The sequence below is a fragment of the Eikenella sp. HMSC071B05 genome (assembly GCF_001811325.1).
Lineage (GTDB): Bacteria > Pseudomonadota > Gammaproteobacteria > Burkholderiales > Neisseriaceae > Eikenella > Eikenella corrodens.
On record NZ_KV804540.1, the window covers coordinates 1 to 19,178 of the forward strand.

A 19,178-nucleotide genomic window follows, 5' to 3' on the forward strand; every position below is an offset into this window, starting at 1 on the left:
AAGGTAGCCGCTTGAGCCTTGGAAAATTATTTAAGTTGAACCAACCTTGCAGGAGGAAACAAGAGTTTTGGTTATATAATCGACGCTTCTTTTAGTTATTCCAACACTTCAGACCGTGCTTACATCAGCTCCATACAACTCCCTACTTTCCGGCTTAAACAATGAGCAACTTTCTGCGGTAACCTGGCCGGTGCAATCTGCTTTGGTGCTGGCTGGTGCCGGCAGCGGTAAGACTAAAGTGCTTACCACCCGCATCGCTTGGCTCTTGCATAGTGGTCAAGCCAGCCTACATTCGGTGATGGCGGTTACGTTCACTAATAAGGCTGCGAAAGAAATGCGTGCCCGGCTCGAAGCCATGTTGCCGCTTAATATTCGCGCCATGTGGCTGGGTACGTTCCATGGCCTGTGTCACCGATTTCTGCGTTTGCATCACAAAGAAGCTGGTCTGCCAGCTGCCTTCCAGATTTTAGACAGCAGTGACCAGCTCGCTCTAGTCAAACGCCTGCTCAAAGCCCTCAATATTTCCGAAGAAATCATCGCCCCGCGTGCCTTACAAGGCTTTATCAATGCGCAAAAAGAAGCAGGGTTGCGTGCTGCCGTGCTACATGCCAACAATCCGTTTGAGCAGCGCCTGATTGAATGCTATGCCGAATACGATCGTCTGTGTCGGCAGGAAGGGGTAGCAGATTTTGCTGAACTCATGTTGCGTAGCTATGAAGTGTTGCAAAGTAACGAGATCCTGCGTACGCACTACCAAAACCGCTTCAACCACATTTTGGTGGACGAATTCCAAGACACCAATAAGTTGCAATACGATTGGCTCAAACTTCTGGCCGGGCAACATGCTGCCGTATTTGCCGTGGGTGACGACGATCAGAGCATCTACCGTTTCCGTGGCGCGCGCGTGGGCAATATGGCCGATTTCATGCGTGAATTTCAGGTAGCCTCTCCTATCAAGCTGGAGCAGAACTATCGTTCGGTGGGCAATATCCTTGCTGCAGCCAATGCCGTGATTGCCCATAACGACGGCCGCTTGGGCAAGAACCTGCGCACTGAAGCCGAGCATGGCGAAAAAATCCGTTTCCTTTCCGCCTTTACCGACAGTGAAGAGGCCGAGTTCGTGGTAGAAGAAATCAAAGCCCTGCATCGTGACGGCATGGATTTGGCACAAACTGCCGTGCTCTATCGTAGCAATGCCCAGTCGCGTATTCTCGAGCAAGCCCTGTTCCGTGCCGGTCTGCCCTATAAAATCTACGGCGGCCTGCGTTTTTATGAGCGGCAGGAGGTCAAACACGCACTTGCTTATGTGCGGCTGGCGGTTAATCCCGACGACGATAACGCCCTGTTGCGCGTCATCAACGTGCCCGCACGCGGCATTGGCAGCCGTACGGTGGAAAACATTCAAGCCACTGCTGCGCAAGAAGGCATACCGCTGTGGCAGGCAGCCTGCCGCGTAGCCGTGAAGAACGGCAAGGTAGCCACCTTTGTGCGCCTGATTGAAAGCTTGCGCGGCTGCATCGGCCAAGTCGGGCTACCTGATATTGTGGCCGAGGCCGTACGCAGCAGCGGCCTGTATGAGTATTACCAAAACCAAAAGGGCGATCATCAAGACCGCTTAGACAACTTAGACGAACTCATCCGAGCGGCTGAAGAATTCCGCCCTGAAGACAGTACGTTTGAAACCCTGCCCGCTGATGTCGTAGAGAGCCAGGCATTCCCCGTGCTTGCCTTTTTGAGCAATGCTGCGCTTGAATCTGGCGAGAACCAGGCTGCCGCCGATGAGTCTGCCGTACAGTTGATGACTGTGCATGCGGCTAAAGGGCTGGAGTTTGACGCCGTATTCCTCACCGGCATGGAAGAAGGCCGTTTCCCCAGCGAATTGAGCCTGGCTGAACACGGCGGGCTGGAGGAAGAGCGGCGGCTGATGTATGTGGCCATCACGCGCGCACGGCAGCGGCTCTACATCAGCATGGCGCAACAGCGGATGTTGCACGGCCAAACCCATTTTGGTACCGTATCGCGCTTTGTGGAAGAAATTCCGCCCGATTTACTGCATTTACTCACTCCCGTGCTAAAACCACGTTTTCCCGTGCCCGAAGGCCGGCCTCAACAGCGCAGGGCAGAATGGGTTGCACCGGTGGCGAAGCAGGATTACGACGGCTTCAGCATCGGCCAAAATGTGCGGCACGCCAAATTCGGCACCGGCGTAATCATTGAGGGGGAGCGCAAAGCCGGCAGCGCCCGCCTCACCGTAAACTTTGGCAAGCAGGGCATCAAAGTGCTGGACACTAAATTTGCCAAACTGGAAGCTGTGTGAGTTTTCAGGTAGCCTTAGGGCTTGAAGCTAATTGCTTAACAGGCTACCTGAAAAACATCAGCCGAAACGTAGCCGAAAAATTCTTATTGACTATCAAGGAGAACGACATGTCAGCATACGACAGCAACAACATCTTCGCCAAAATCCTGCGCGGCGAAATCCCCAACCATACGGTGTACGAAGACGAAAAAGTCCTCGCCTTCCTCGACGTGATGCCACAGGCGCGTGGCCATGTGTTGATTGTGCCGAAAACGCAGGCCCTGGAGCTGAGCGATCTGCCATTAGAATACGCACAAGCTGTGTTTGCCACCGCCAAAAAAATCATTGCCGCCCAGCGCAAAGTTTTACAGCGGCACGGCATCGTGCAAATGCAGCTCAATGGCCAAGAAGCCGGCCAAAGCGTGTTCCACTACCATATGCACCTGATTCCCGGGCATCTGCACGAGTTGGGGGAACATGAAGACAAGATGGCCGACCACGCTGAACTGGCCGCGCTGGCTGCCAAACTGCGTGAGGCCATAGCGTAGCCGTGCTTCGATTTGGCAGTATATTGAAGCAGCAATAATTAGATCGGCTGCATTTAACGCAACACCCACGGCAATGTTAAAAGGCTACCTGAAAAGTTTCAGGTAGCCTTTTGAAAGCATCAAGTGGAGCAGATAAATGCAGCAGCAATGTCAGAATAGCAGTAACCCAATCGTCTAATTACAAGGTACCACTCACGGTATGAGGCTACCTGAAATTTTCAGGTAGCCTTCCATAGCAAGATGAAATCCGATCAAGCAGAATCCAATAACCATGAACAGGTTTGGCAGCAAACGGATACCGCCGAACTGCGGTGCAAACTTTTGCGTTTTGCCACCCTGCAGCTACACGATGCCCAATGGGCGGAAGACGTGGTACAAGACACCATGCTGAAAGCCTTTTCCCGCCGGCAGCAGTTTAAGTCGGCTGCGCAATGGCAAACGTGGGTATTCGCCATTTTGCGTAACACTTTATTGGATAGCCTGCGCAGCCGAAAAAGCCAACTGCAATGGCAAGTGAGCAGTGAAGACGAACAGTTTCTTGATACTGTGCGCCAGCAGCAGTTTGATGAGAGCGGCCATTGGACGAATAGCGCCACTCCTCAAACATGGGCTTCACCGGAAGATACCATCCGGCAGCAGGAATTTATGCATACCATGGAGTACTGTCTCGAGCACTTGCCGGACAATACCGCGCGGGTATTTATGCTGCGCGAGTTGATGGGGTTGGAGGTGGCTGAAATCTGCCAGCAAACCGGTATCAGCGCCGACAACTGCTACACCATTCTCTACCGCGCCCGCAACGGTCTGCGCCGTTGTCTGCAAAGCAACTGGTTAAATGGATAATGAAAGAACAGCTATGCTGAAATGCCAACGAGCCGCAGAATTGATTTCGCTGCAACATGACCGCCCATTGGGTCTTTGGGAACGTTGGCAGTTGCGACTGCACTTGCTGGTTTGCTCACCCTGCAAACGCTATCAGAAACAACTGGACACCATCAGTTTGGCAATGCACCATGTGCGGCAGGAACAGGCTGAAGACAAGCAGTGAAAGGTTACCTGAAAAAGTATGTGATAAAATAATATGTTCGTTAATTAACAAAAATATTTTACTGAAAAGGCTTGACTTAGATTGGAATAACTGGTGTAATAGCGAACTTCAATAGTGGCCAGATAGCTCAGTTGGTAGAGCAACGGATTGAAAATCCGTGTGTCGGCAGTTCGATCCTGCCTCTGGCCACCACGAACCGCATTTTAGCGGTTATTTTTTTGTCTAACGCCGTCTATCCAAATCTACAAGACCCAAGCCCGGCAAGGATTTTAGCTATGTTTAGGGCTTGTTTGGTATCTACCGCCGTCTATCCGAATTGCATTGAAGCAACAGAATTTTGGGGGTATATTTGGGGGTATCTTAGAAATACCACCGAAAAAATACCCCCAAATGCCGCTAACCGACCGCCAAATCAAGAATGCCAAGCCTGCCGACAAAGCCTATAAACTGGCTGATGGTGGTGGGCTGTATCTGCAAGTTACCCTACGGGTGGCAAATTGTGGCGGTTTGATTGCGCGATAGCCAATAAGCGAAAAACGCTATCAATCGGGAAGTATCCCCTTATCTCCCTGCTCGAAGTGCGGGAAGCTGCCGAAAGCGCACGCCGCCTGCTGGCTACCGGGCAAGACCCGGGCGAAGCCAAGAAGCAGGCCAAACAAGAGCGTATTGCTGCCCTGCAAAACACCTTCCACAATTTGGCCGCCGAATGGTACAAACACCAGCGCGCCGACTGGACGGCAGTCCATGCCGCTAAAGTGTGGCGCAGCTTCGAGGCGGATATTTTGCCTGCGCTGGTGCATCGATAGGAGTTAAAGCGTACCGTGCAGCAAATATAGCTACAAGAAATACATTAAATATCTCCCAAAATTCTGCATCAATGGGAAGTAAAGGAGCAGCTAATAAATTATTAGGTGCTGCAAACAGTTATTTTGGCGGGGCAAATAAGGCTACTGGAATCCAACTAGCTACCGCAGGGGTTCTGTATAGTACTTCATATTTACATCTAAACACCATTTCTTCCAATCAAGGGCAAAGGTCTCATGGAGGAGGATAAAAACAAAATCGGCTAGAAAAGCAACTGCTACACAACCCCAACAGGTTGTAGCTGCTGCAGGCGCGCCTATGCCACCTGATCCGAATAATGGTAATCATCATAATAGATCAAATAATATCAAAGAAAGGCATAGAGAATATGCTGAAAGGGCTGCTAATGACATGCGAGCAAATAGTTCTCAATTTGAAAAAGGGACTACTAGAAATTCGTCTACTCAGATTTTTGCCAATATATCACAAGAAGAAGCTGTGATTAATCTAGAAAGAAATGGTTTTTCACGTCATGCAACTATTCAGCCAAATGTTTACTTTTTTGAAAAAGGGGGTGTTAGATATAATTTTTATCCAAAAAGTACAGGTGGGGGAATGCGTAATGTAAAAACAGGTTTACCATCAGCAGAAATGATTATTGATGGAAAGAGAGTTGGTGTAAAGATACGATTTGGCATAATTAAATAGGGGATATTATTATGAATAAATTTAGTGAAATTATGACTAAAAATGAATTTAGGTTTCCAGATTTTTTTTTCTTTAATAAAGAGTTAAATTATAATAAATTTTTATTTTTTGATTTTCCATTATTTAGCAATAAAGAATTTGCAAATGAGTTTAGCAATATTCTAATTTTAAATAATTATTTAGAATTAGATATTTTTACTTCAGTCAGTGATAGTCCTGTGGTCAATGTGGATGTAGCAAATAATAATTTAACAGATATAGGTAAAATAATATACGAGAAAGAGATTAATTTAACAGGAGTTGTAATCATACCGCATAATCTTAGTTGGTGTGCAGCACAGTATTACCCTGTTGACTGGGGTGTATTTGCATTTAATACCCATAATAAAAAAGCGAAATCGCTATTTGATTCTTTAGATAAAGATTGGTTTGTAACAATCTATCAGCTACAAAAATCATTAAATGATAAATCTTCTCCCTTGTATGAAGAATTTGGAAAGGAAGGTATAGAGGCAATATTAAATAACTATGCATAAGGGTTTGTTATTTTGGGCTGTGTTTTAACACTCCGTGGATAAGAAGTAATAAGGGGCTGCCCTAGATAACACTAGGTTTAACATAGCAATTTGAGATTTCATTGTTGTTAAATCGCCATTCGCATTCTTTCAAATACAGCTCGAAATGCTTTTTCGGAATGCCGTTGAATTTACGCAAATGACGTTTGGCCTGACTCCAGAAGTTCTCAATCCCGTTGATGTGGTTTTGCCTGTCTGCAAAACAGGTGCGGTGATTGATGCGCAAGTAGTTAAACTCGCTAACATCCAATATATTGGAGGCACTGTGGCAATCAGTATAAACCACACTGTCCGGCCTCACTTTATCCTGGATAATCAGCAGCCGGCTAGGTGAATAAGGTAGGGTGTCATAAATAGTATTCTTTAAGCATTTAAGGCTATCTGAGACTTTCAGGTAGCCTTAAATGTTTATGCATAAATAAAGAGCCGGGGAAGCCGGCTCTTTTGCAATATAAACGAATTAACGTTTGGAGAACTGTTTGGCGCGACGTGCCTTGCGCAGGCCGAATTTCTTACGCTCCACTTCACGGGCATCGCGGGTAACGAAGCCAGCTTGAGAGAGGGCAGATTTCAAACCTGCATCATAGTCAATCAGGGCACGGGTGATGCCGTGACGGATAGCGCCGGATTGGCCGGTTTCACCGCCGCCGCACACGTTTACCATAATATCGAATGCTTCAGCATTTTCGGTCAGAACCAAAGGCTGGCGCACCACCATGCGGCTGGTTTCACGGGCGAAAAATTCGTCAACGGGGCGACCGTTTACCACAATCTGACCAGAACCTTTTTGCAGGAACACACGGGCTACAGAACTTTTGCGACGGCCAGTGCCGTAGTAGTATTTACCGTTCATAAAATGGTGTCCTTAAATTTCCAATACTTTGGGTTGTTGGGCGGCATGCTGATGTTCGCTGCCAGCGTACACTTTCAGCTTGCGGATCATGGTGTAGCCCAAGGGGCCTTTAGGCAACATGCCTTTAACAGCTTGTTCTAGAGCGCGGCCGGGGAATTTGTCTTGCATTTCCCGGAAAGTGCGCTGGTAGATACCGCCAGGGAAGCCAGAGTGACGGTAGTAGATTTTGCCTTCATTTTTATCACCGGTAACACGCAGCTTGTCGGCATTAACTACAATGATGTAGTCGCCAGTATCTACGTGCGGGGTGTATTCGGGCTTGTGTTTGCCACGCAAGCGACGGGCGACTTCGGTAGCCACGCGACCCAGAACTTTGTCTTGGGCATCAATGACATACCATTCGCGCTTCACCTCGTGCGGTTTGGCTGAGAAGGTTTTCATAGCAGGAAAATCCAAATTAATATAAGAAAACTTTAATTTTAAAGATTAAGCAGTTTACTGTCAATGTTTATCCTAAGCGGAAACGGAATTTATGGCGTAATCCCTATACATTGTTGCAGTAAGGCAAGCTAGAGAGGAAGGCTGTATATATGGATAGGCTGTCAGTTTTGGTTGCTGTTTGACATTGTTTAGCTGGGTGCAGTGCAGGTAAAGCCATTTTATTTCAATATATTATGTTTGATCTATGTTGATTTAATTGACGCATGCGAGACGCAACAAAGAGTGTAGAGGCTACCTGAAAACCGTATTGCCCGTAGCGCCAAGGATATTAGTCATCCCACAACATTTCCTGCATCAGCCGCATGCCCCATTGCCAGCCGCCCAAGCGCTGGTTGAGGTGGCCGGACTGCGGTGCGCGTAACAGCCTGGCTTGCCAGATGGTGGCGGTATCGCTTGCCCAGTCGGTTGGGCACAGTGGATTTTCATCTTGCCCAATTACTAAAGCGGCTTTGCAGTTGGTACGGGCGCGTTGCAAGGTATGCCATTCATCATCCATGCAGGCAGATTGCAGGGGAGAGACCAAAATCATGCCGCGAATGCGTTGTTGGCTGCGCATGCTATTTTGGAACTGCCAGGCCATGACGGCCGGTACGCCTGCGCCGTGTGCCACAATCATGGCCTGGCCGGGGATAAGCTGCCACGCGGTATTGATTTTGCTTTGCCATTGGGCAATGCCTTCATCAGCAGCGCAAGATACTTGTTGCACCAGCGGATAACTGCGTGCCCAAATGTCTATCCACATTTCCGGCTCGGCAGCGTCACGCACGAGGAGCAGGGTAAGGTCTTGAGTGGCAGGCATAGGCGGTAGGGTGGAGTAGGGAAAAAGCATCATTGTAATGCATGGCTACTCCAAAGAGGAGTAACGTGGGGGGAGTCTATATACTGTTATTCCTACTTTGGCACGGCTATTAAGTGTAGTTTGGAGAGGCTGTGCTGCCACTTTTCAGGTAGCCTGCGGCACGATAGAAGCCGTTGGATGCCGGTGCTATAATCCGCCACTTCATATTACGCTGTTTCCATTAAGATGATTTTGCGGTGGAATCAGCTATCCTATTAAGCTAAAACAACAGGTTATCCATGCTTTCTAATTCCACCATCCTCGTAACCGGCGGCACCGGCTCGTTCGGCAACACCTTCGTGCCCATGACCCTGGCCAAATACAATCCCAAAAAAATCATCATCTTCTCCCGCGACGAAATGAAGCAGTGGGAAATGGCGAAAAAATTCCAAGGCGACAAACGCGTGCGCTTCTTCATCGGCGACGTGCGCGACAAAGACCGCCTCTACCGCGCGCTCGACGGCGTGGATTACGTCGTCCATGCCGCCGCCACCAAAATCGTCCCCACCGCCGAATACAACCCGTTCGAGTGCGTGAAAACCAACATCAACGGCGCAATGAACCTGATTGACGCCTGCATCGACAAAGGTGTGAAGCGCGTCGTCGCCCTGTCCACCGACAAAGCCAGCAGCCCCGTCAATTTATACGGCGCGACCAAACTCGCCAGCGACAAACTCTTCGTGGCCGGCAACGCCTATTCCGGCGAACACGGCTGCCGCTTTGCCGTGGTGCGCTACGGCAACGTGATGGGCTCGCGCGGCTCGGTAATCCCTTTCTTCCTCACCCAGCGCGCACGCGGCACGCTGCCGATTACCGACCCGCGCATGACCCGCTTCATGATTTCGCTGGAACAGGGCGTTGAGCTCGTGTGGCACGCGTTTGACGACATGGTGGGCGGCGAAATTTATGTGAAGAAAATCCCGTCGATGAACATTTGCGATTTGGCCGCCGCCGTCGCCCCAGAATGCGCGCAGGAAACCGTCGGCATCCGCCCCGGCGAAAAACTGCACGAGCAGATGATTGGCGCGGAAGACTCGTTCCACACCTACGAATACCCCGAACACTTCAAAATCCTGCCCGCCATCAACGGCTGGGACGAAACGCCCGAGCGCATCAAAAACGGCGTGAAAGTGCCCGAAGGCTTCGTGTATGCCAGCGACAACAACACGGAATGGATGACGCGCGAGGAATTGCAGGCGTGGATTGAGGCGAACAAAGAGAAAATCGGTGCGATTTGATAGAGAAGGCTACCTGAAAATGCTTGGATGAATTTTCAGGTAGCCTTAATAACGACGGAACACCCATGCCGCTATTCGATTTCACACTTAAAAATATTGAACAGGCCTTAGCGTTTAATTATGCCAGCCCGTGCTGGTTTTGGCTTACAGACGGCAGCTACAACATCTGCATCAATGGCAAATGCCTGCTGTCCTATAATCCGGACTGCTTAACGACAGAAGAACGCGCACAAGTCGAGCAACATGCCGCCGCAAACAGATTGCCCGCCCACGAACCCGACTATTACATCGTACGGCTGTATGAAGACGTGCTATCTGAAGCCTTGCCTTACACTTGGCACAATGTGGGTGAACTCGCCCATCAATGCTTACTCAATCCCACCGTCGATGATTTGGCAGGGGAAGCACGCTGCGACAGTTTGATCTTAGATGAAGATGACGACCTGTTAGACAAGTGCATGTTCCCACATGGCTATTTGGGCAGCGGCTATATGCTTATGCCGGAATTTCGTGTGTGGCGTTATGCCGATGAAATTTATATTTATTGGAATGGCAACCGCACGAACGAGAATGGTATCCCGTTCTTTCAGCATACGGGCGAAGCCGTTTTCGTGATCAGCTTTGATGATTTTATACACGAAGTACGCGACTTCCATCGCCGCCTGATGGCCGCTATGGCAGAACGTATCCGCCAAATCCAAACAGATTTCCCTAACTTTTATCCTGTTACACACCCCATTGTTAATCGAGACGGCACACCGGCCGGAGAAACTGTTTATGACCTTGCTGGCCTGCTAGCCGAACACAAAGAGCGCGAGCAAGAGTTCAATCAGGCCTTACAAAAGAAGTGGCCAATCCATCCGGATTTTGAGCAAGCCAATTTGCGTGCGGGCATCAACTTGCGTCAACTGTTGGCAGATCATCCTCATCCGATTGATATTGTCCGCATCACAAGTTTTTAAAGTATTTAGACTGCTCGGGCTACCTGAAATGAAACGTGGCCGTCTGGTTTATTCCTAAATACTTTTCAGGTAGCCTACAATCCTAAAAGGCTACCTGAAAGTTCCAACAATCCAAGCAAAGGAGAAATCCCCCAAATGATCCCCTACGGTCGCCAAACCATTTCCGAAGCCGACATAGCCGCCGTTGTGCGCGTGCTCCAATCCGACTTCCTCACCCAAGGCCCGCAAGTGCCTGCCTTTGAAGACAGCCTGAAAGCCTATTGCGGTGTGCGGCATGCCGTGGCCGTAAACAGTGCCACTTCCGCCCTGCATCTTGCCTGCCTCGCGCTCGGCTTAGGCAAAGGCGACAGTTTGTGGACATCCCCCATCACCTTCACCGCTTCCGCCAACTGTGCCCGCTATTGCGGCGCAGACGTGGATTTTGTGGATATCGACCCGCACACCCTGAATATGTCTCCCGCCGCGCTGGAAGCCAAGCTGAAAGCGGCCAAAGTTTCAGGTAGCCTGCCCAAAATCGTGGTGCCGGTTCACTTCTCGGGCGAACCCTGCGATATGCGGAAAATCCACGCATTATCAAAAGAATACGGTTTCAAAATCATTGAAGATGCGTCCCACGCCGTCGGCGGCAGCTATCAGGGCGGCAAAGTCGGCAACTGCCAATATAGCGACATCACCGTATTCAGTTTCCACCCCGTCAAAATCATCACCACCGCCGAAGGTGGTGCCGCCCTTACCAACAGCCCCGAACTTGCCGCCAAACTCGCCCTACTGCGCAGCCACGGTATCACCCGCAATCCTGAAGAAATGACTCAAGAGCCGGACGGCGCTTGGTATTACCAGCAAATCGACCTCGGCTACAACTACCGCATGACCGAACTGCAAGCCGCGCTCGGCGTGAGCCAGATGACCCGCATCGACGAATTCGTCGCCCGCCGCCATGAACTTGCCACCCGATACGACCGCCTGCTGGCCCGCCTGCCGCTCGTCTTGCCGCAGCGCCATCCAGAAAGCCGCTCCGCCTTGCATCTTTACCCAGTACAAGTGCGCGCCGACAGCGGCAAAACCCGCCGCCAGGTGTTTGACTTCCTGCGGCAAAACGGTATCGGCGCCAACGTGCACTACATCCCCGTCCATACCCAGCCCTACTACCGCCAACACTTCGGCTTCAAAACCGGCGACTTCCCCGCCGCCGAAGCCTATTACGCGGGCGCAATCAGTATCCCTCTGTATTTCGGGCTGACCGAAGCCGAACAGGATAAAGTGGTGGAAGTATTGGAACGGGCTTTCGGCTAGTGCCCGCAAACACGACAAAGGCTACCTGAAACCGGTTTTCAGGTAGCCTTTTAACCGCATGATATGTCGGCTAAATCGAATAATCGTCTTTCAATAAATGCTTATACGCGTGCAGATACGAAGCCGCCACAAACGCCGTGCCGCCGGCCACATTGCCTAGAAACACGGGAATCATATTGGCAAAAAACTGCCCCCACGACACATTCGCCCCCGCAAAGATGCCGGCCGGAATGATAAACATATTGGCCACAAAGTGTTGCAGCCCAATCAGCACAAAGGTCATCACCGGAAACCACATCGCCAAAATCCGACCCGAAGTCTGCTTCGCGCCGAAATAAAACCAAATGCCCATGCACACCATCCAGTTGCAAGCAATGGCCGACACAAATGAGCGGCCAAAGCTCATGCCCACCTTGGCTTCGGCAATGGCAACGGTTTTCGCCGCCGCCACACCTTCGGTCAAGCCCACGAAATGCCCGAGGAAATACGCCATACACAAAGCCCCGGCCAAATTGCCCAAGCTCACGATCAGCCAGTTGCGCATCAGGTTGGCCACATTGATTCTTTTGCCAAACCAGCCCAGCCCCATCAGCATCATATTGCCCGTGGCCAGCTCGCCGCCGCCAATCAGAATACAAATCAGGCAGATCGGGAATACCGCTGCGCCCAATAAGTTGGCCAGACCCGACCATTCGGGCGGAATGCCGGTAACCACTTTTAAAAACGCCAAATAGCCGAAGCCCACATAACCGCCGCCCAGAAAGCTCAAAATCGCCAGCGTTTTCAAGCTTGAGCCTGATTTGGCCTGAGCTTTCTGCAGAGAATCCTGCAAGATTTCATGGGGGTAGAAGTCGCGCAAATGTTCCGGTTTCACAAAATTCATGGCTTGTCCTTATCGGCAGTTCAACGTTGGCAAACTGTATCAAGCACACGGCATTTTGTGAAAGAATGATTACTTTTATGGAAATTGCTGCCGGTTATAAGCCGGTTTGGTGCAGAAGCAAGTGGGCACTTTCAGGTAGCCTTCAAAACGCAATAAAGGCTACCTGAAATACAGCCAACGCATTTTGACTGCGTTGCGCGGTATGTTCAGGTAGCCTTCGGTGTTTCAGCCGTCAGTCAAACGCCTTCACCAGCGCAAACCGCGCCACAGAGCCGTTTTCCGTTGCCACTTCCTCCGCAAACATCGCCAGCGGGCGCACCCACACGCCGTAGTCGCCATAGAGCGCGCGGTACACCGCCAGCGGCTCTTCCGTTTCGCTGTGCCGCGCCGTGTGCAGCAGTTCGTAGAGATTGCCTTTGTAGTGGCGGTAGAGGCCGCGGGGCAGGGTGTGGGACATGGCGGTTTCCTTGTAAAATGAAGCCCTGATTATAGCTTAAACCACTGGGCTGCTTGCTTGGGCACTCTGGTTTTAGCTGTGCCGCAACTTGGCTTTTTTCGGAAACCTTATTTTCATTTTTCAGCTAGCCTGCAACGCCATTGATGATGTCTGATTTCTCCCTCCTCGCCGCGCTGTGGTTTTCCGCCTTCACTTCCGCCACGCTGCTGCCCGGTACGTCCGAGGCCGCGTTTGCCGCCTTCTTATGGCAGCGCCCAGAAGCCGCGTGGGCAGCCTCACTTCCTATTGGCTCGGCCGCCAGTTGCCGGAGCGCGGCCAAAGCAAACTGTCTCCCCGAGCCGTGAGCCTGCTGCGGCGGCACGGCGCATGGTTGCTGCTTTTGGCTTGGCTGCCCGTGGCCGGCGATGCTTTGCCCCTGGCTGCCGGCTGGTTGCGTTTGAACGCGTGGGCATGCACGGCAGCGCTGGCGGTGGGTAAGTTTGCCCGTTATGCTTTGATTTGGCAGGGCGTGAGCTGGCTAAACTGAGGCTACCTGAAAGTTAAGAAGCGTTATTCTTGTACTAAGTGAGTTATTTGCTTGAAAACCACAATCCAAGCATCTCTGGGCAACACATTGATAACCTGATTCCAAACGTAGGGCTCCAATGCAATTAGAAAATTAAGGGGTAAGCCAGAGATTGTTCATGCCCTGGTTCATCAACAGCAGTACCGTTTGGTTAGGAAATCAACGCTGTAAAAGCTGTGGCAAAATTGGCAGGTAATGCCGGAAAGCTTGGTGTATACTGATAACAAGTTAATGTATGGAAAGGTTATCTACGAAATACATTCTCTTCCCGCTTTTCAGGTAGCCTCACAACTGCCTGAAAGGCTACCTGAAGGAGTAATCATGACCCTGCAACAAGCCCTCGAACGCCGCCGCTCCGTGCGCCACTACGGCGATGCGCCCATTGATGCCGACATCGTGCGCCAATGCCTGCGCCTTGCCCAGCTGGCACCCAGCAGTTCCAATATGCAGCTTTATGAGTTCTACCACATCACCGATGCCGCCGTGTTGAAGCAGCTTGCCGAAGCCTGCCTTGGGCAGAAAGCCGCCGCTACCGCGCCGCAGATGGTGGTGTTCGTTACCCGCCAAGACCTGCACCGCAGCCGCGCCGAAACCGTGCTCGATTTTGAGCGCGGCAACATCCAACGCAACAGCCCGCCGGAAAAACAGGCCAAACGTATTCAGGCGGAAGAAGGCTACCGCAACAAGCTCATGCCCTTTGTTTACACCCGCTGCTTCGGCCTGCTCGGCGCGTTCCGCACAATGCTGGCATGGAGCATTGGCCTGTTCCGCCCGATGATGCGCGACGTGTCCGAAGCCGATATGCGTATCGTGGTGCACAAAAGCTGCGGCTTGGCGGCACAAACCTTTATGCTCGCCATGGCCGAAGTAGGCTACGACACCTGCCCGATGGAAGGGCTGGACAGCCGCCGCGTAAAACACATTCTGAACCTGCCGCGCGGCGCAGAAATCAACATGGTTGTTTCCTGCGGCATCCGCAAAGAAGGCCACGGCATCTGGGGCGAACGCTACCGCCTGCCGTTTGACGAGGTGTATCGGCATATTTGAAGCGCCGCACACAAATTTGAGGCTACCTGAAAAGTTCCAGGTAGCCTTTTTGATAAACGGTCGGATTTTATAGTGGATTAACAAAAATCAGGACAAGGCGGCGAGCCGCAGACAGTACAGATAGTACGGCAAGGCGAGCCAACGCTGTACCGGTTTATGTTAATTCACTATACATTTGCCATGCCAAGCCCCGCCCAAGCCCTTGTTGCAGCCACCGCAATCCCTGCCTGCACCCATCGCAAACCGCTGCGGCCGACTGCCCAAATCAGCTATAATCCCTGCCTTAATAAACCGTATTCGCCACGCTTTCCCAAAAGCTGGCAGAAACTGCTACTCCATGACCCTTTGCATCATTCCCGCCCGCGGCGGCAGCAAACGTATTCCGCGCAAAAACATCAAGCCATTCAACGGCAAGCCGATGATTGCCTATTCCGTCGAAGCAGCGCTGGAGAGCGGCTGCTTTACGCGTGTGGCGGTGTCGACCGATGATGAAGAAATCGCCGCCGTGGCGCGGCAATACGGTGCGGAAACCCCGTTTGTACGCCCGCCCGAGCTGGCGGATGATTTTGCCACCACTGGTGTTGTGATGCGTCATGCCGTTGCCACGCTGTTGGCGGAGAGGCTACCTGAAAGCGAGCGCAGCGGGTTGTTGCACGGCAAAAGCGGGCAGCCGGATTTTTCAGCTAGCCTCAAGCCAGCCTTGCCCGAAGTCTGCTGCTTGTATGCTACCGCCCCATTCGTGCGCCCTGCCGACCTGCAACGCGGGCTGGATACGCTGCGCCGAAGCGGTGGCGATTATGCTTTTTCGGTAACCGATTTTCCCTTTCCTATCCAGCGTGCCCTGCGGCTGAACGGGCAGGGCGGCGTGTCGATGTTTCAGCCGGAAAATTTTGCCGTGCGCTCGCAGGATTTGGAGCACGCTTGGCACGATGCGGGGCAGTTTTATTGGGGCAGTGCCGAGGCTTGGCTGGCGGAAAAACCGATTTTCAACAGCCGTTCTGCTGCCGTGAAATTGCCACGATATCGTGTGCAGGATATTGATACGCCGGAAGATTGGGCGCGGGCGGAAATGATGTGGCGCGTGTTGCAGGAGATGGGCGGTTAGCCGGATTAGCAAATCCAGCTGCACCTTTTGCCGCGCAGAAGCGCACGGTACTCGCTTTCAGGTAGCCTTTAGGCTTCCAAATCGGCAAATTCGGGATGAAAGGCGAGATAGCCAATCACGAACGGACAGTCACTGCGGATTTTCACGCCCTGCCGCCGCGCGGCTTCCAGCGCGGTGCGGACGATGTCGGCAGCGATGCCGCGCCCGTAGGGGCTGGCCGGCGCTTCGGTGTGCAACAGCTGCCAGATGCCGCCTTCGACTCGGTAGGACACATAATAGGTTGCGCCGTGTTCGGTGTATTCGAAGCGTTGCGCAGCTGGGTTGTGGGTGATGGTGCGCATAATGGTTTTCCTGTTTTCAGGTAGCCTTTGTTTTGCTACGCCGAAGCTCTCTGTGTTCGCTTTCAGGTAGCCTTTGATTAAAGACCAAACGATGAAGATTTTAATCCGTGCAGACGCGTCCCTCCAAATCGGCAGCGGCCACATCATGCGCTGCCTCACGCTGGCGCACGAGCTTTCGCGGCGCGGCCATGAGGTGCGCTTTATCTGCCGTGAGCTGCCCGGCCATTTGGGCGAAACCATCGAGCGCGCCGGTTTCGGCTTGGTGTTGTTGCCCGTGCCGCCGCAGGCTGGCAGGCTACCTGAAAGCGAGCGCTGCGAGCCTCTGCGCAGCAAAAATGAAGCAAAGGCCACAACGTGCGTTCAGCTGGCCCATGCCCATTGGCTGCCGGTATCGCAGGCGCAGGATGCCGCAGATTGCTTGCCGCATATCCTTGCTTTTGCGCCGGATTGGATTATTTGCGACCACTATGCCTTATCCGCCGAGTGGGAGCTAGCCGCCAAAGCCGCTGCGGGCAGCCGCCTGATGGCGATCGACGACTTGGCCGACCGCCCCCACGCCGCCGATTTGCTGCTGGATCAAAACCTCGGCCACACCCCTGCCGATTACGCCGGTCTGGTGCCTGCCGCCTGCCGCCTGCTCACCGGCACGCGCTATGCCTTGCTGCGCGAAGAATTTGCAGCCTGGCGCGAGGCAAGTTTGCAACGCCGTGCTGCCCAAGCCGAAACAGGCTACCTGAAGCAGATTTTGGTGAACTTGGGCGGCGTGGATAAAGACAACCATACTTTAGCAGTGCTGCAGGCGCTTTCAGGTAGCCTGCCTGCCGATTGCCGCGTCACCGTGGTGATGGGCAAAACCGCGCCGCACACCGCCGCCGTGCAGGCTTTTGCCGATAGCGTGCCGTATCCCTGCCGCGTGCTGGTGGGCGCAAACAATATGGCCGAACTGATGGCCGAAGCCGATTTGGCCATCGGCGCAGCGGGCAGCACTTCGTGGGAACGCTGCTGCCTGGGTTTGCCCACCATGATGCTGGTGTTGGCGGAAAACCAACGCGGCATCGCAGAAACCTTGCAGCAGGCCGGAGTGGCGAGTGTGGCTGATATGGCGGATTTGCCTGCCAGCTTGGCCCGGCTGCTGTCTGAAGCGCCTGCCCTGCGGGCAGAGCAGAGCCGCCACGCCGCCACGCTGTGCGATGGGTGCGGCGCGCTGCGGGCAGCCAATAATTTGGCCGATTTCGCGCCTGCCGTGCTGCGACCCGCCGCGCCAGCCGATTGCCGCCGCCTGTTTGAGTGGCGCAATCATCCCGAGATTCGCCGCTTTATGTTCGATAGCGGGGAAATCGCTTGGGATGGGCATCAGGCATGGTTTGCCCGCCAGCTGGCCAACCCCGAGTTCACCATGCTGCTGTATGAAACCGGCGGTACGGCGCAGGGCTATGCCAGCTTCAAACACCTGGGCGGCGGCCGCTGCGAATGGGGCTTCTACCTCGCGCCCGATTGCCCGCGCGGCCAAGGCCACGGCGGCACATTGGGGCAGCTGGCGTTACAATACGCCTTCTGCCGCCTGAATATGCGCGAAGTGCACGGCCAAGTGTTGCCGCATAACGCCGCCAGCCTGGCTCTGCATCACAAGCTCGGTTTCCGCCTGGAGGATCAGACAGCCGGGCAGAATGCGCAGCAGGCCTTGTCATTTGTGCTTCGTGCCGAAGATTTTTTGTATTAAACGCTAAAATGGCAGCCTCCCCCATGAAGGCTACCTGAAACCGAAACCACCCATGAAACCCACATTCCAAATCAACGGCCGCCCCATCGGCGCCGCCCATCCGCCCTACATCATTGCCGAGATGTCGGCCAACCATAACGGCAGCCTGCAAACCGCCTTCAACATCATAGAACAGGCCAAGGCTGCCGGTGCCGATGCCGTCAAAATCCAAACCTACACCGCCGACACCATCACGCTGCGCAGCAACGCGCCCGAGTTCCAAATCAAAGGCGGCCTGTGGGACGGGCAAACGTTGCACGAGCTGTATCAAAAAGCGCATCTGCCTTGGGAATGGCACAAGCCGCTGTTCGATTTTGCCCGCGAGCAAGGCATCACCATTTTCAGCTCGCCGTTTGACTTTACGGCGGTGGATTTGCTGGAAAGCCTCGATGCCCCGGCTTACAAAATCGCCTCGTTTGAAGCGGTGGATTTGCCGCTGATCCGCTATGTGGCACAAACCGGCAAGCCGATGATTGTGTCCACCGGCATGGCCGATGCCGAAGAAATCGCCGAAGCCGTGGCCGCTGCGCGCGAAGGCGGCTGCAAGGAATTGGTGCTGCTGCACTGCGTGAGCGGCTACCCCGCACCGGCAGCAGATTACAACCTGCGCACCCTGCCCGATATGGCGCAGCGCTTCGGCGTGCCGGTGGGTTTGTCCGACCACACGTTAGACAACACCACCGCCATCGCCGCCGTGGCGCTCGGTGCGTGCGTGATCGAAAAACACTTTACGCTAGACAGAAACGGCGGCGGCCCGGACGACAGTTTTTCTTTAGAGCCGCAGGATTTGGCCGAATTGTGCCGCAGCAGCCATACCGCCTGGCAGGCGCTGGGGCAGGCCGATTACGGCTTGAAATCGAGCGAGCAGGGCAATATCCAGTTCCGCCGTTCGCTGTATTTTGTGAAAGATATGCAAGCGGGCGACACCATCGGCGCCGACTGCATCCGCAGCGTGCGCCCCGGCTACGGGCTGGCGCCCAAACATTACGACGCGCTCATCGGCAAACGCCTGCGCCGCGATGTGGCGGCTAATACGGCAACCGATTGGGATTGTGTGGAAGAGTAGAAAAAGTTTCAGGTAGCCTCACGGCGGTGTGAGAGGCTACCTGAAAGCATGAGTACCAACGAAGCTGGGAATTCGCTTTTTGTTGTGTTTGAAGCAGTTTGCCAAATTTCAGGTAGCCTTTCTCATTTATGCCTTGTTCACCTTTGCGCCTCATGCCGGCGCGGGCACTTCCTTTTCTTTGCTTCGCCAAAGAAAAGGAAGCAAAAGAAAAGCGACTGCGGGCACAGATTTGGCTTCGCCAAACTTCCCTCACTGCACACGGTTTTTCGGGCGGGCTCGCAACTTGCGGCT

Annotated in this window: 21 protein-coding genes, 1 tRNA gene and 3 pseudogenes; 18 read left to right on the top strand and 7 right to left on the bottom strand. The window is 53.1% G+C overall.

All coding sequences use genetic code 11. The annotated features are described in order from the left end of the window. The first annotated feature begins 115 nt into the window (after positions 1-115). The 9 genes from HMPREF2796_RS02360 to HMPREF2796_RS02390 all read left to right on the top strand — a co-directional run bounded on the left by HMPREF2796_RS02360 (position 116) and on the right by HMPREF2796_RS02390 (position 5,940). Complete coding sequence (locus tag HMPREF2796_RS02360; protein WP_070630681.1) at positions 116-2,317, top strand: UvrD-helicase domain-containing protein; 2,202 nt, start codon at positions 116-118, stop codon at positions 2,315-2,317. 107 nt (positions 2,318-2,424) lie between these two features. Then, entirely contained in the window at positions 2,425-2,844 is a 420-nt protein-coding gene (locus tag HMPREF2796_RS02365; protein ID WP_035580030.1) for an HIT family protein, read from the top strand. A 240-nt stretch (positions 2,845-3,084) separates the two neighbouring features. Then, entirely contained in the window at positions 3,085-3,687 is a 603-nt protein-coding gene (locus HMPREF2796_RS02370; RefSeq protein ID WP_083308622.1) for a sigma-70 family RNA polymerase sigma factor, read from the top strand. Beyond that, the gene (locus HMPREF2796_RS02375; protein WP_371327460.1) at positions 3,680-3,892 is read left to right on the top strand and encodes a zf-HC2 domain-containing protein; all 213 of its coding nucleotides are present in this window, start codon (positions 3,680-3,682) and stop codon (positions 3,890-3,892) included. The genes HMPREF2796_RS02370 and HMPREF2796_RS02375 overlap by 8 nt, the downstream gene beginning before the upstream one ends. A gap of 116 nt (positions 3,893-4,008) precedes the next feature. Further along, positions 4,009-4,084: transfer RNA gene (locus tag HMPREF2796_RS02380), tRNA-Phe, on the top strand. A gap of 198 nt (positions 4,085-4,282) precedes the next feature. Further along, complete coding sequence (locus HMPREF2796_RS11650) at positions 4,283-4,414, top strand: Arm DNA-binding domain-containing protein (RefSeq protein ID WP_246826820.1); 132 nt, start codon at positions 4,283-4,285, stop codon at positions 4,412-4,414. Then, on the top strand, positions 4,390-4,698 hold the full coding sequence (locus tag HMPREF2796_RS10705) for an integrase arm-type DNA-binding domain-containing protein (protein WP_246826819.1): 309 nt from the start codon (positions 4,390-4,392) through the stop codon (positions 4,696-4,698). The genes HMPREF2796_RS11650 and HMPREF2796_RS10705 overlap by 25 nt, the downstream gene beginning before the upstream one ends. 316 nt (positions 4,699-5,014) lie before the next feature. After that, entirely contained in the window at positions 5,015-5,404 is a 390-nt protein-coding gene (locus HMPREF2796_RS11030; protein ID WP_168162809.1) for a hypothetical protein, read from the top strand. Positions 5,405-5,415: 11 nt separating this feature from the next. Beyond that, positions 5,416-5,940 carry a hypothetical protein gene (locus HMPREF2796_RS02390; protein ID WP_070630687.1) on the top strand — a complete coding sequence of 175 codons (525 nt, stop codon included), beginning with the start codon at positions 5,416-5,418 and terminating at the stop codon, positions 5,938-5,940. A gap of 61 nt (positions 5,941-6,001) precedes the next feature. On the opposite strand, the pseudogene HMPREF2796_RS10710 reads toward HMPREF2796_RS02390, so the two are convergent. From HMPREF2796_RS10710 to HMPREF2796_RS02410, 4 genes and pseudogenes are all read right to left on the bottom strand, one after another. Then, a pseudogene (locus HMPREF2796_RS10710) lies at positions 6,002-6,313 on the bottom strand (transposase); the annotation flags it as partial. Positions 6,314-6,439: 126 nt separating this feature from the next. Beyond that, positions 6,440-6,832 (bottom strand): 30S ribosomal protein S9, encoded by a 393-nt coding sequence (gene rpsI / locus HMPREF2796_RS02400; RefSeq protein ID WP_003822527.1) that lies wholly within the window; start codon positions 6,830-6,832, stop codon positions 6,440-6,442. Positions 6,833-6,844: 12 nt separating this feature from the next. Further along, positions 6,845-7,273 carry a 50S ribosomal protein L13 gene (rplM, locus tag HMPREF2796_RS02405; protein WP_070630691.1) on the bottom strand — a complete coding sequence of 143 codons (429 nt, stop codon included), beginning with the start codon at positions 7,271-7,273 and terminating at the stop codon, positions 6,845-6,847. Between the two features lie 328 nt (positions 7,274-7,601). Next, entirely contained in the window at positions 7,602-8,132 is a 531-nt protein-coding gene (locus tag HMPREF2796_RS02410) for an alpha/beta hydrolase (protein ID WP_070631014.1), read from the bottom strand. Between the two features lie 278 nt (positions 8,133-8,410). Between HMPREF2796_RS02410 and pseB the strand changes: the two genes are divergently transcribed. The 3 genes from pseB to pseC all read left to right on the top strand — a co-directional run bounded on the left by pseB (position 8,411) and on the right by pseC (position 11,664). After that, positions 8,411-9,409: a UDP-N-acetylglucosamine 4,6-dehydratase (inverting) gene (gene pseB / locus HMPREF2796_RS02415; RefSeq protein WP_023887077.1), complete on the top strand. Its 999-nt coding sequence runs from the start codon at positions 8,411-8,413 to the stop codon at positions 9,407-9,409. A 65-nt stretch (positions 9,410-9,474) separates the two neighbouring features. Then, on the top strand, positions 9,475-10,371 hold the full coding sequence (locus tag HMPREF2796_RS02420) for a DUF5984 family protein (RefSeq protein WP_070630693.1): 897 nt from the start codon (positions 9,475-9,477) through the stop codon (positions 10,369-10,371). Between the two features lie 135 nt (positions 10,372-10,506). Next, complete coding sequence (gene pseC / locus HMPREF2796_RS02425; protein WP_070630695.1) at positions 10,507-11,664, top strand: UDP-4-amino-4,6-dideoxy-N-acetyl-beta-L-altrosamine transaminase; 1,158 nt, start codon at positions 10,507-10,509, stop codon at positions 11,662-11,664. 70 nt (positions 11,665-11,734) lie between these two features. Here pseC and HMPREF2796_RS02430 read toward each other — a convergent pair whose 3' ends face one another. Continuing rightward, positions 11,735-12,547 (bottom strand): formate/nitrite transporter family protein, encoded by an 813-nt coding sequence (locus HMPREF2796_RS02430; protein WP_064086905.1) that lies wholly within the window; start codon positions 12,545-12,547, stop codon positions 11,735-11,737. 232 nt (positions 12,548-12,779) lie between these two features. After that, positions 12,780-13,004, bottom strand: a complete 225-nt coding sequence (locus HMPREF2796_RS02435) for a DUF1653 domain-containing protein (protein WP_070630697.1) — start codon at positions 13,002-13,004, stop codon at positions 12,780-12,782. 146 nt (positions 13,005-13,150) lie between these two features. Between HMPREF2796_RS02435 and HMPREF2796_RS02440 the strand changes: the two are divergent. From HMPREF2796_RS02440 to HMPREF2796_RS02450, 3 genes and pseudogenes are all read left to right on the top strand, one after another. After that, a pseudogene (locus HMPREF2796_RS02440) lies at positions 13,151-13,530 on the top strand (YqaA family protein). A gap of 360 nt (positions 13,531-13,890) precedes the next feature. Further along, on the top strand, positions 13,891-14,616 hold the full coding sequence (locus HMPREF2796_RS02445) for a nitroreductase family protein (RefSeq protein WP_070630699.1): 726 nt from the start codon (positions 13,891-13,893) through the stop codon (positions 14,614-14,616). Positions 14,617-14,953: 337 nt separating this feature from the next. Further along, positions 14,954-15,721 (top strand): pseudaminic acid cytidylyltransferase, encoded by a 768-nt coding sequence (locus tag HMPREF2796_RS02450; protein ID WP_070630702.1) that lies wholly within the window; start codon positions 14,954-14,956, stop codon positions 15,719-15,721. Between the two features lie 68 nt (positions 15,722-15,789). Here the strand turns inward: HMPREF2796_RS02450 and HMPREF2796_RS02455 are convergent, their stop codons facing one another. After that, complete coding sequence (locus HMPREF2796_RS02455) at positions 15,790-16,062, bottom strand: GNAT family N-acetyltransferase (protein WP_070630704.1); 273 nt, start codon at positions 16,060-16,062, stop codon at positions 15,790-15,792. Positions 16,063-16,153: 91 nt separating this feature from the next. Between HMPREF2796_RS02455 and pseG the strand changes: the two genes are divergently transcribed. From pseG to HMPREF2796_RS11490, 3 genes and pseudogenes are all read left to right on the top strand, one after another. Further along, positions 16,154-17,782 carry a UDP-2,4-diacetamido-2,4,6-trideoxy-beta-L-altropyranose hydrolase gene (gene pseG / locus HMPREF2796_RS02460; protein ID WP_070630706.1) on the top strand — a complete coding sequence of 543 codons (1,629 nt, stop codon included), beginning with the start codon at positions 16,154-16,156 and terminating at the stop codon, positions 17,780-17,782. A 52-nt stretch (positions 17,783-17,834) separates the two neighbouring features. Next, positions 17,835-18,887 carry a pseudaminic acid synthase gene (gene pseI / locus HMPREF2796_RS02465; RefSeq protein WP_070630708.1) on the top strand — a complete coding sequence of 351 codons (1,053 nt, stop codon included), beginning with the start codon at positions 17,835-17,837 and terminating at the stop codon, positions 18,885-18,887. A 48-nt stretch (positions 18,888-18,935) separates the two neighbouring features. Next, a pseudogene (locus HMPREF2796_RS11490) lies at positions 18,936-19,178 on the top strand (hypothetical protein); the annotation flags it as partial.

Coding starts and splice junctions, on each gene's coding strand:
- HMPREF2796_RS02455 (WP_070630704.1), bottom strand. CDS start 16,062: ATGCGCACCATCACCCACAACCCAGCTGCGCAACGCTTCGAATACACC.
- HMPREF2796_RS02390 (WP_070630687.1), top strand. CDS start 5,416: ATGAATAAATTTAGTGAAATTATGACTAAAAATGAATTTAGGTTTCCA.
- pseB (WP_023887077.1), top strand. CDS start 8,411: ATGCTTTCTAATTCCACCATCCTCGTAACCGGCGGCACCGGCTCGTTC.
- pseG (WP_070630706.1), top strand. CDS start 16,154: ATGAAGATTTTAATCCGTGCAGACGCGTCCCTCCAAATCGGCAGCGGC.
- HMPREF2796_RS02435 (WP_070630697.1), bottom strand. CDS start 13,004: ATGTCCCACACCCTGCCCCGCGGCCTCTACCGCCACTACAAAGGCAAT.
- rpsI (WP_003822527.1), bottom strand. CDS start 6,832: ATGAACGGTAAATACTACTACGGCACTGGCCGTCGCAAAAGTTCTGTA.
- HMPREF2796_RS02445 (WP_070630699.1), top strand. CDS start 13,891: ATGACCCTGCAACAAGCCCTCGAACGCCGCCGCTCCGTGCGCCACTAC.
- HMPREF2796_RS02375 (WP_371327460.1), top strand. CDS start 3,680: ATGGATAATGAAAGAACAGCTATGCTGAAATGCCAACGAGCCGCAGAA.
- HMPREF2796_RS02370 (WP_083308622.1), top strand. CDS start 3,085: ATGAAATCCGATCAAGCAGAATCCAATAACCATGAACAGGTTTGGCAG.
- HMPREF2796_RS11650 (WP_246826820.1), top strand. CDS start 4,283: ATGCCGCTAACCGACCGCCAAATCAAGAATGCCAAGCCTGCCGACAAA.
- HMPREF2796_RS11030 (WP_168162809.1), top strand. CDS start 5,015: ATGCCACCTGATCCGAATAATGGTAATCATCATAATAGATCAAATAAT.
- HMPREF2796_RS02420 (WP_070630693.1), top strand. CDS start 9,475: ATGCCGCTATTCGATTTCACACTTAAAAATATTGAACAGGCCTTAGCG.
- HMPREF2796_RS02365 (WP_035580030.1), top strand. CDS start 2,425: ATGTCAGCATACGACAGCAACAACATCTTCGCCAAAATCCTGCGCGGC.
- HMPREF2796_RS02450 (WP_070630702.1), top strand. CDS start 14,954: ATGACCCTTTGCATCATTCCCGCCCGCGGCGGCAGCAAACGTATTCCG.
- rplM (WP_070630691.1), bottom strand. CDS start 7,273: ATGAAAACCTTCTCAGCCAAACCGCACGAGGTGAAGCGCGAATGGTAT.
- HMPREF2796_RS02430 (WP_064086905.1), bottom strand. CDS start 12,547: ATGAATTTTGTGAAACCGGAACATTTGCGCGACTTCTACCCCCATGAA.
- pseI (WP_070630708.1), top strand. CDS start 17,835: ATGAAACCCACATTCCAAATCAACGGCCGCCCCATCGGCGCCGCCCAT.
- HMPREF2796_RS02410 (WP_070631014.1), bottom strand. CDS start 8,132: ATGCCTGCCACTCAAGACCTTACCCTGCTCCTCGTGCGTGACGCTGCC.
- pseC (WP_070630695.1), top strand. CDS start 10,507: ATGATCCCCTACGGTCGCCAAACCATTTCCGAAGCCGACATAGCCGCC.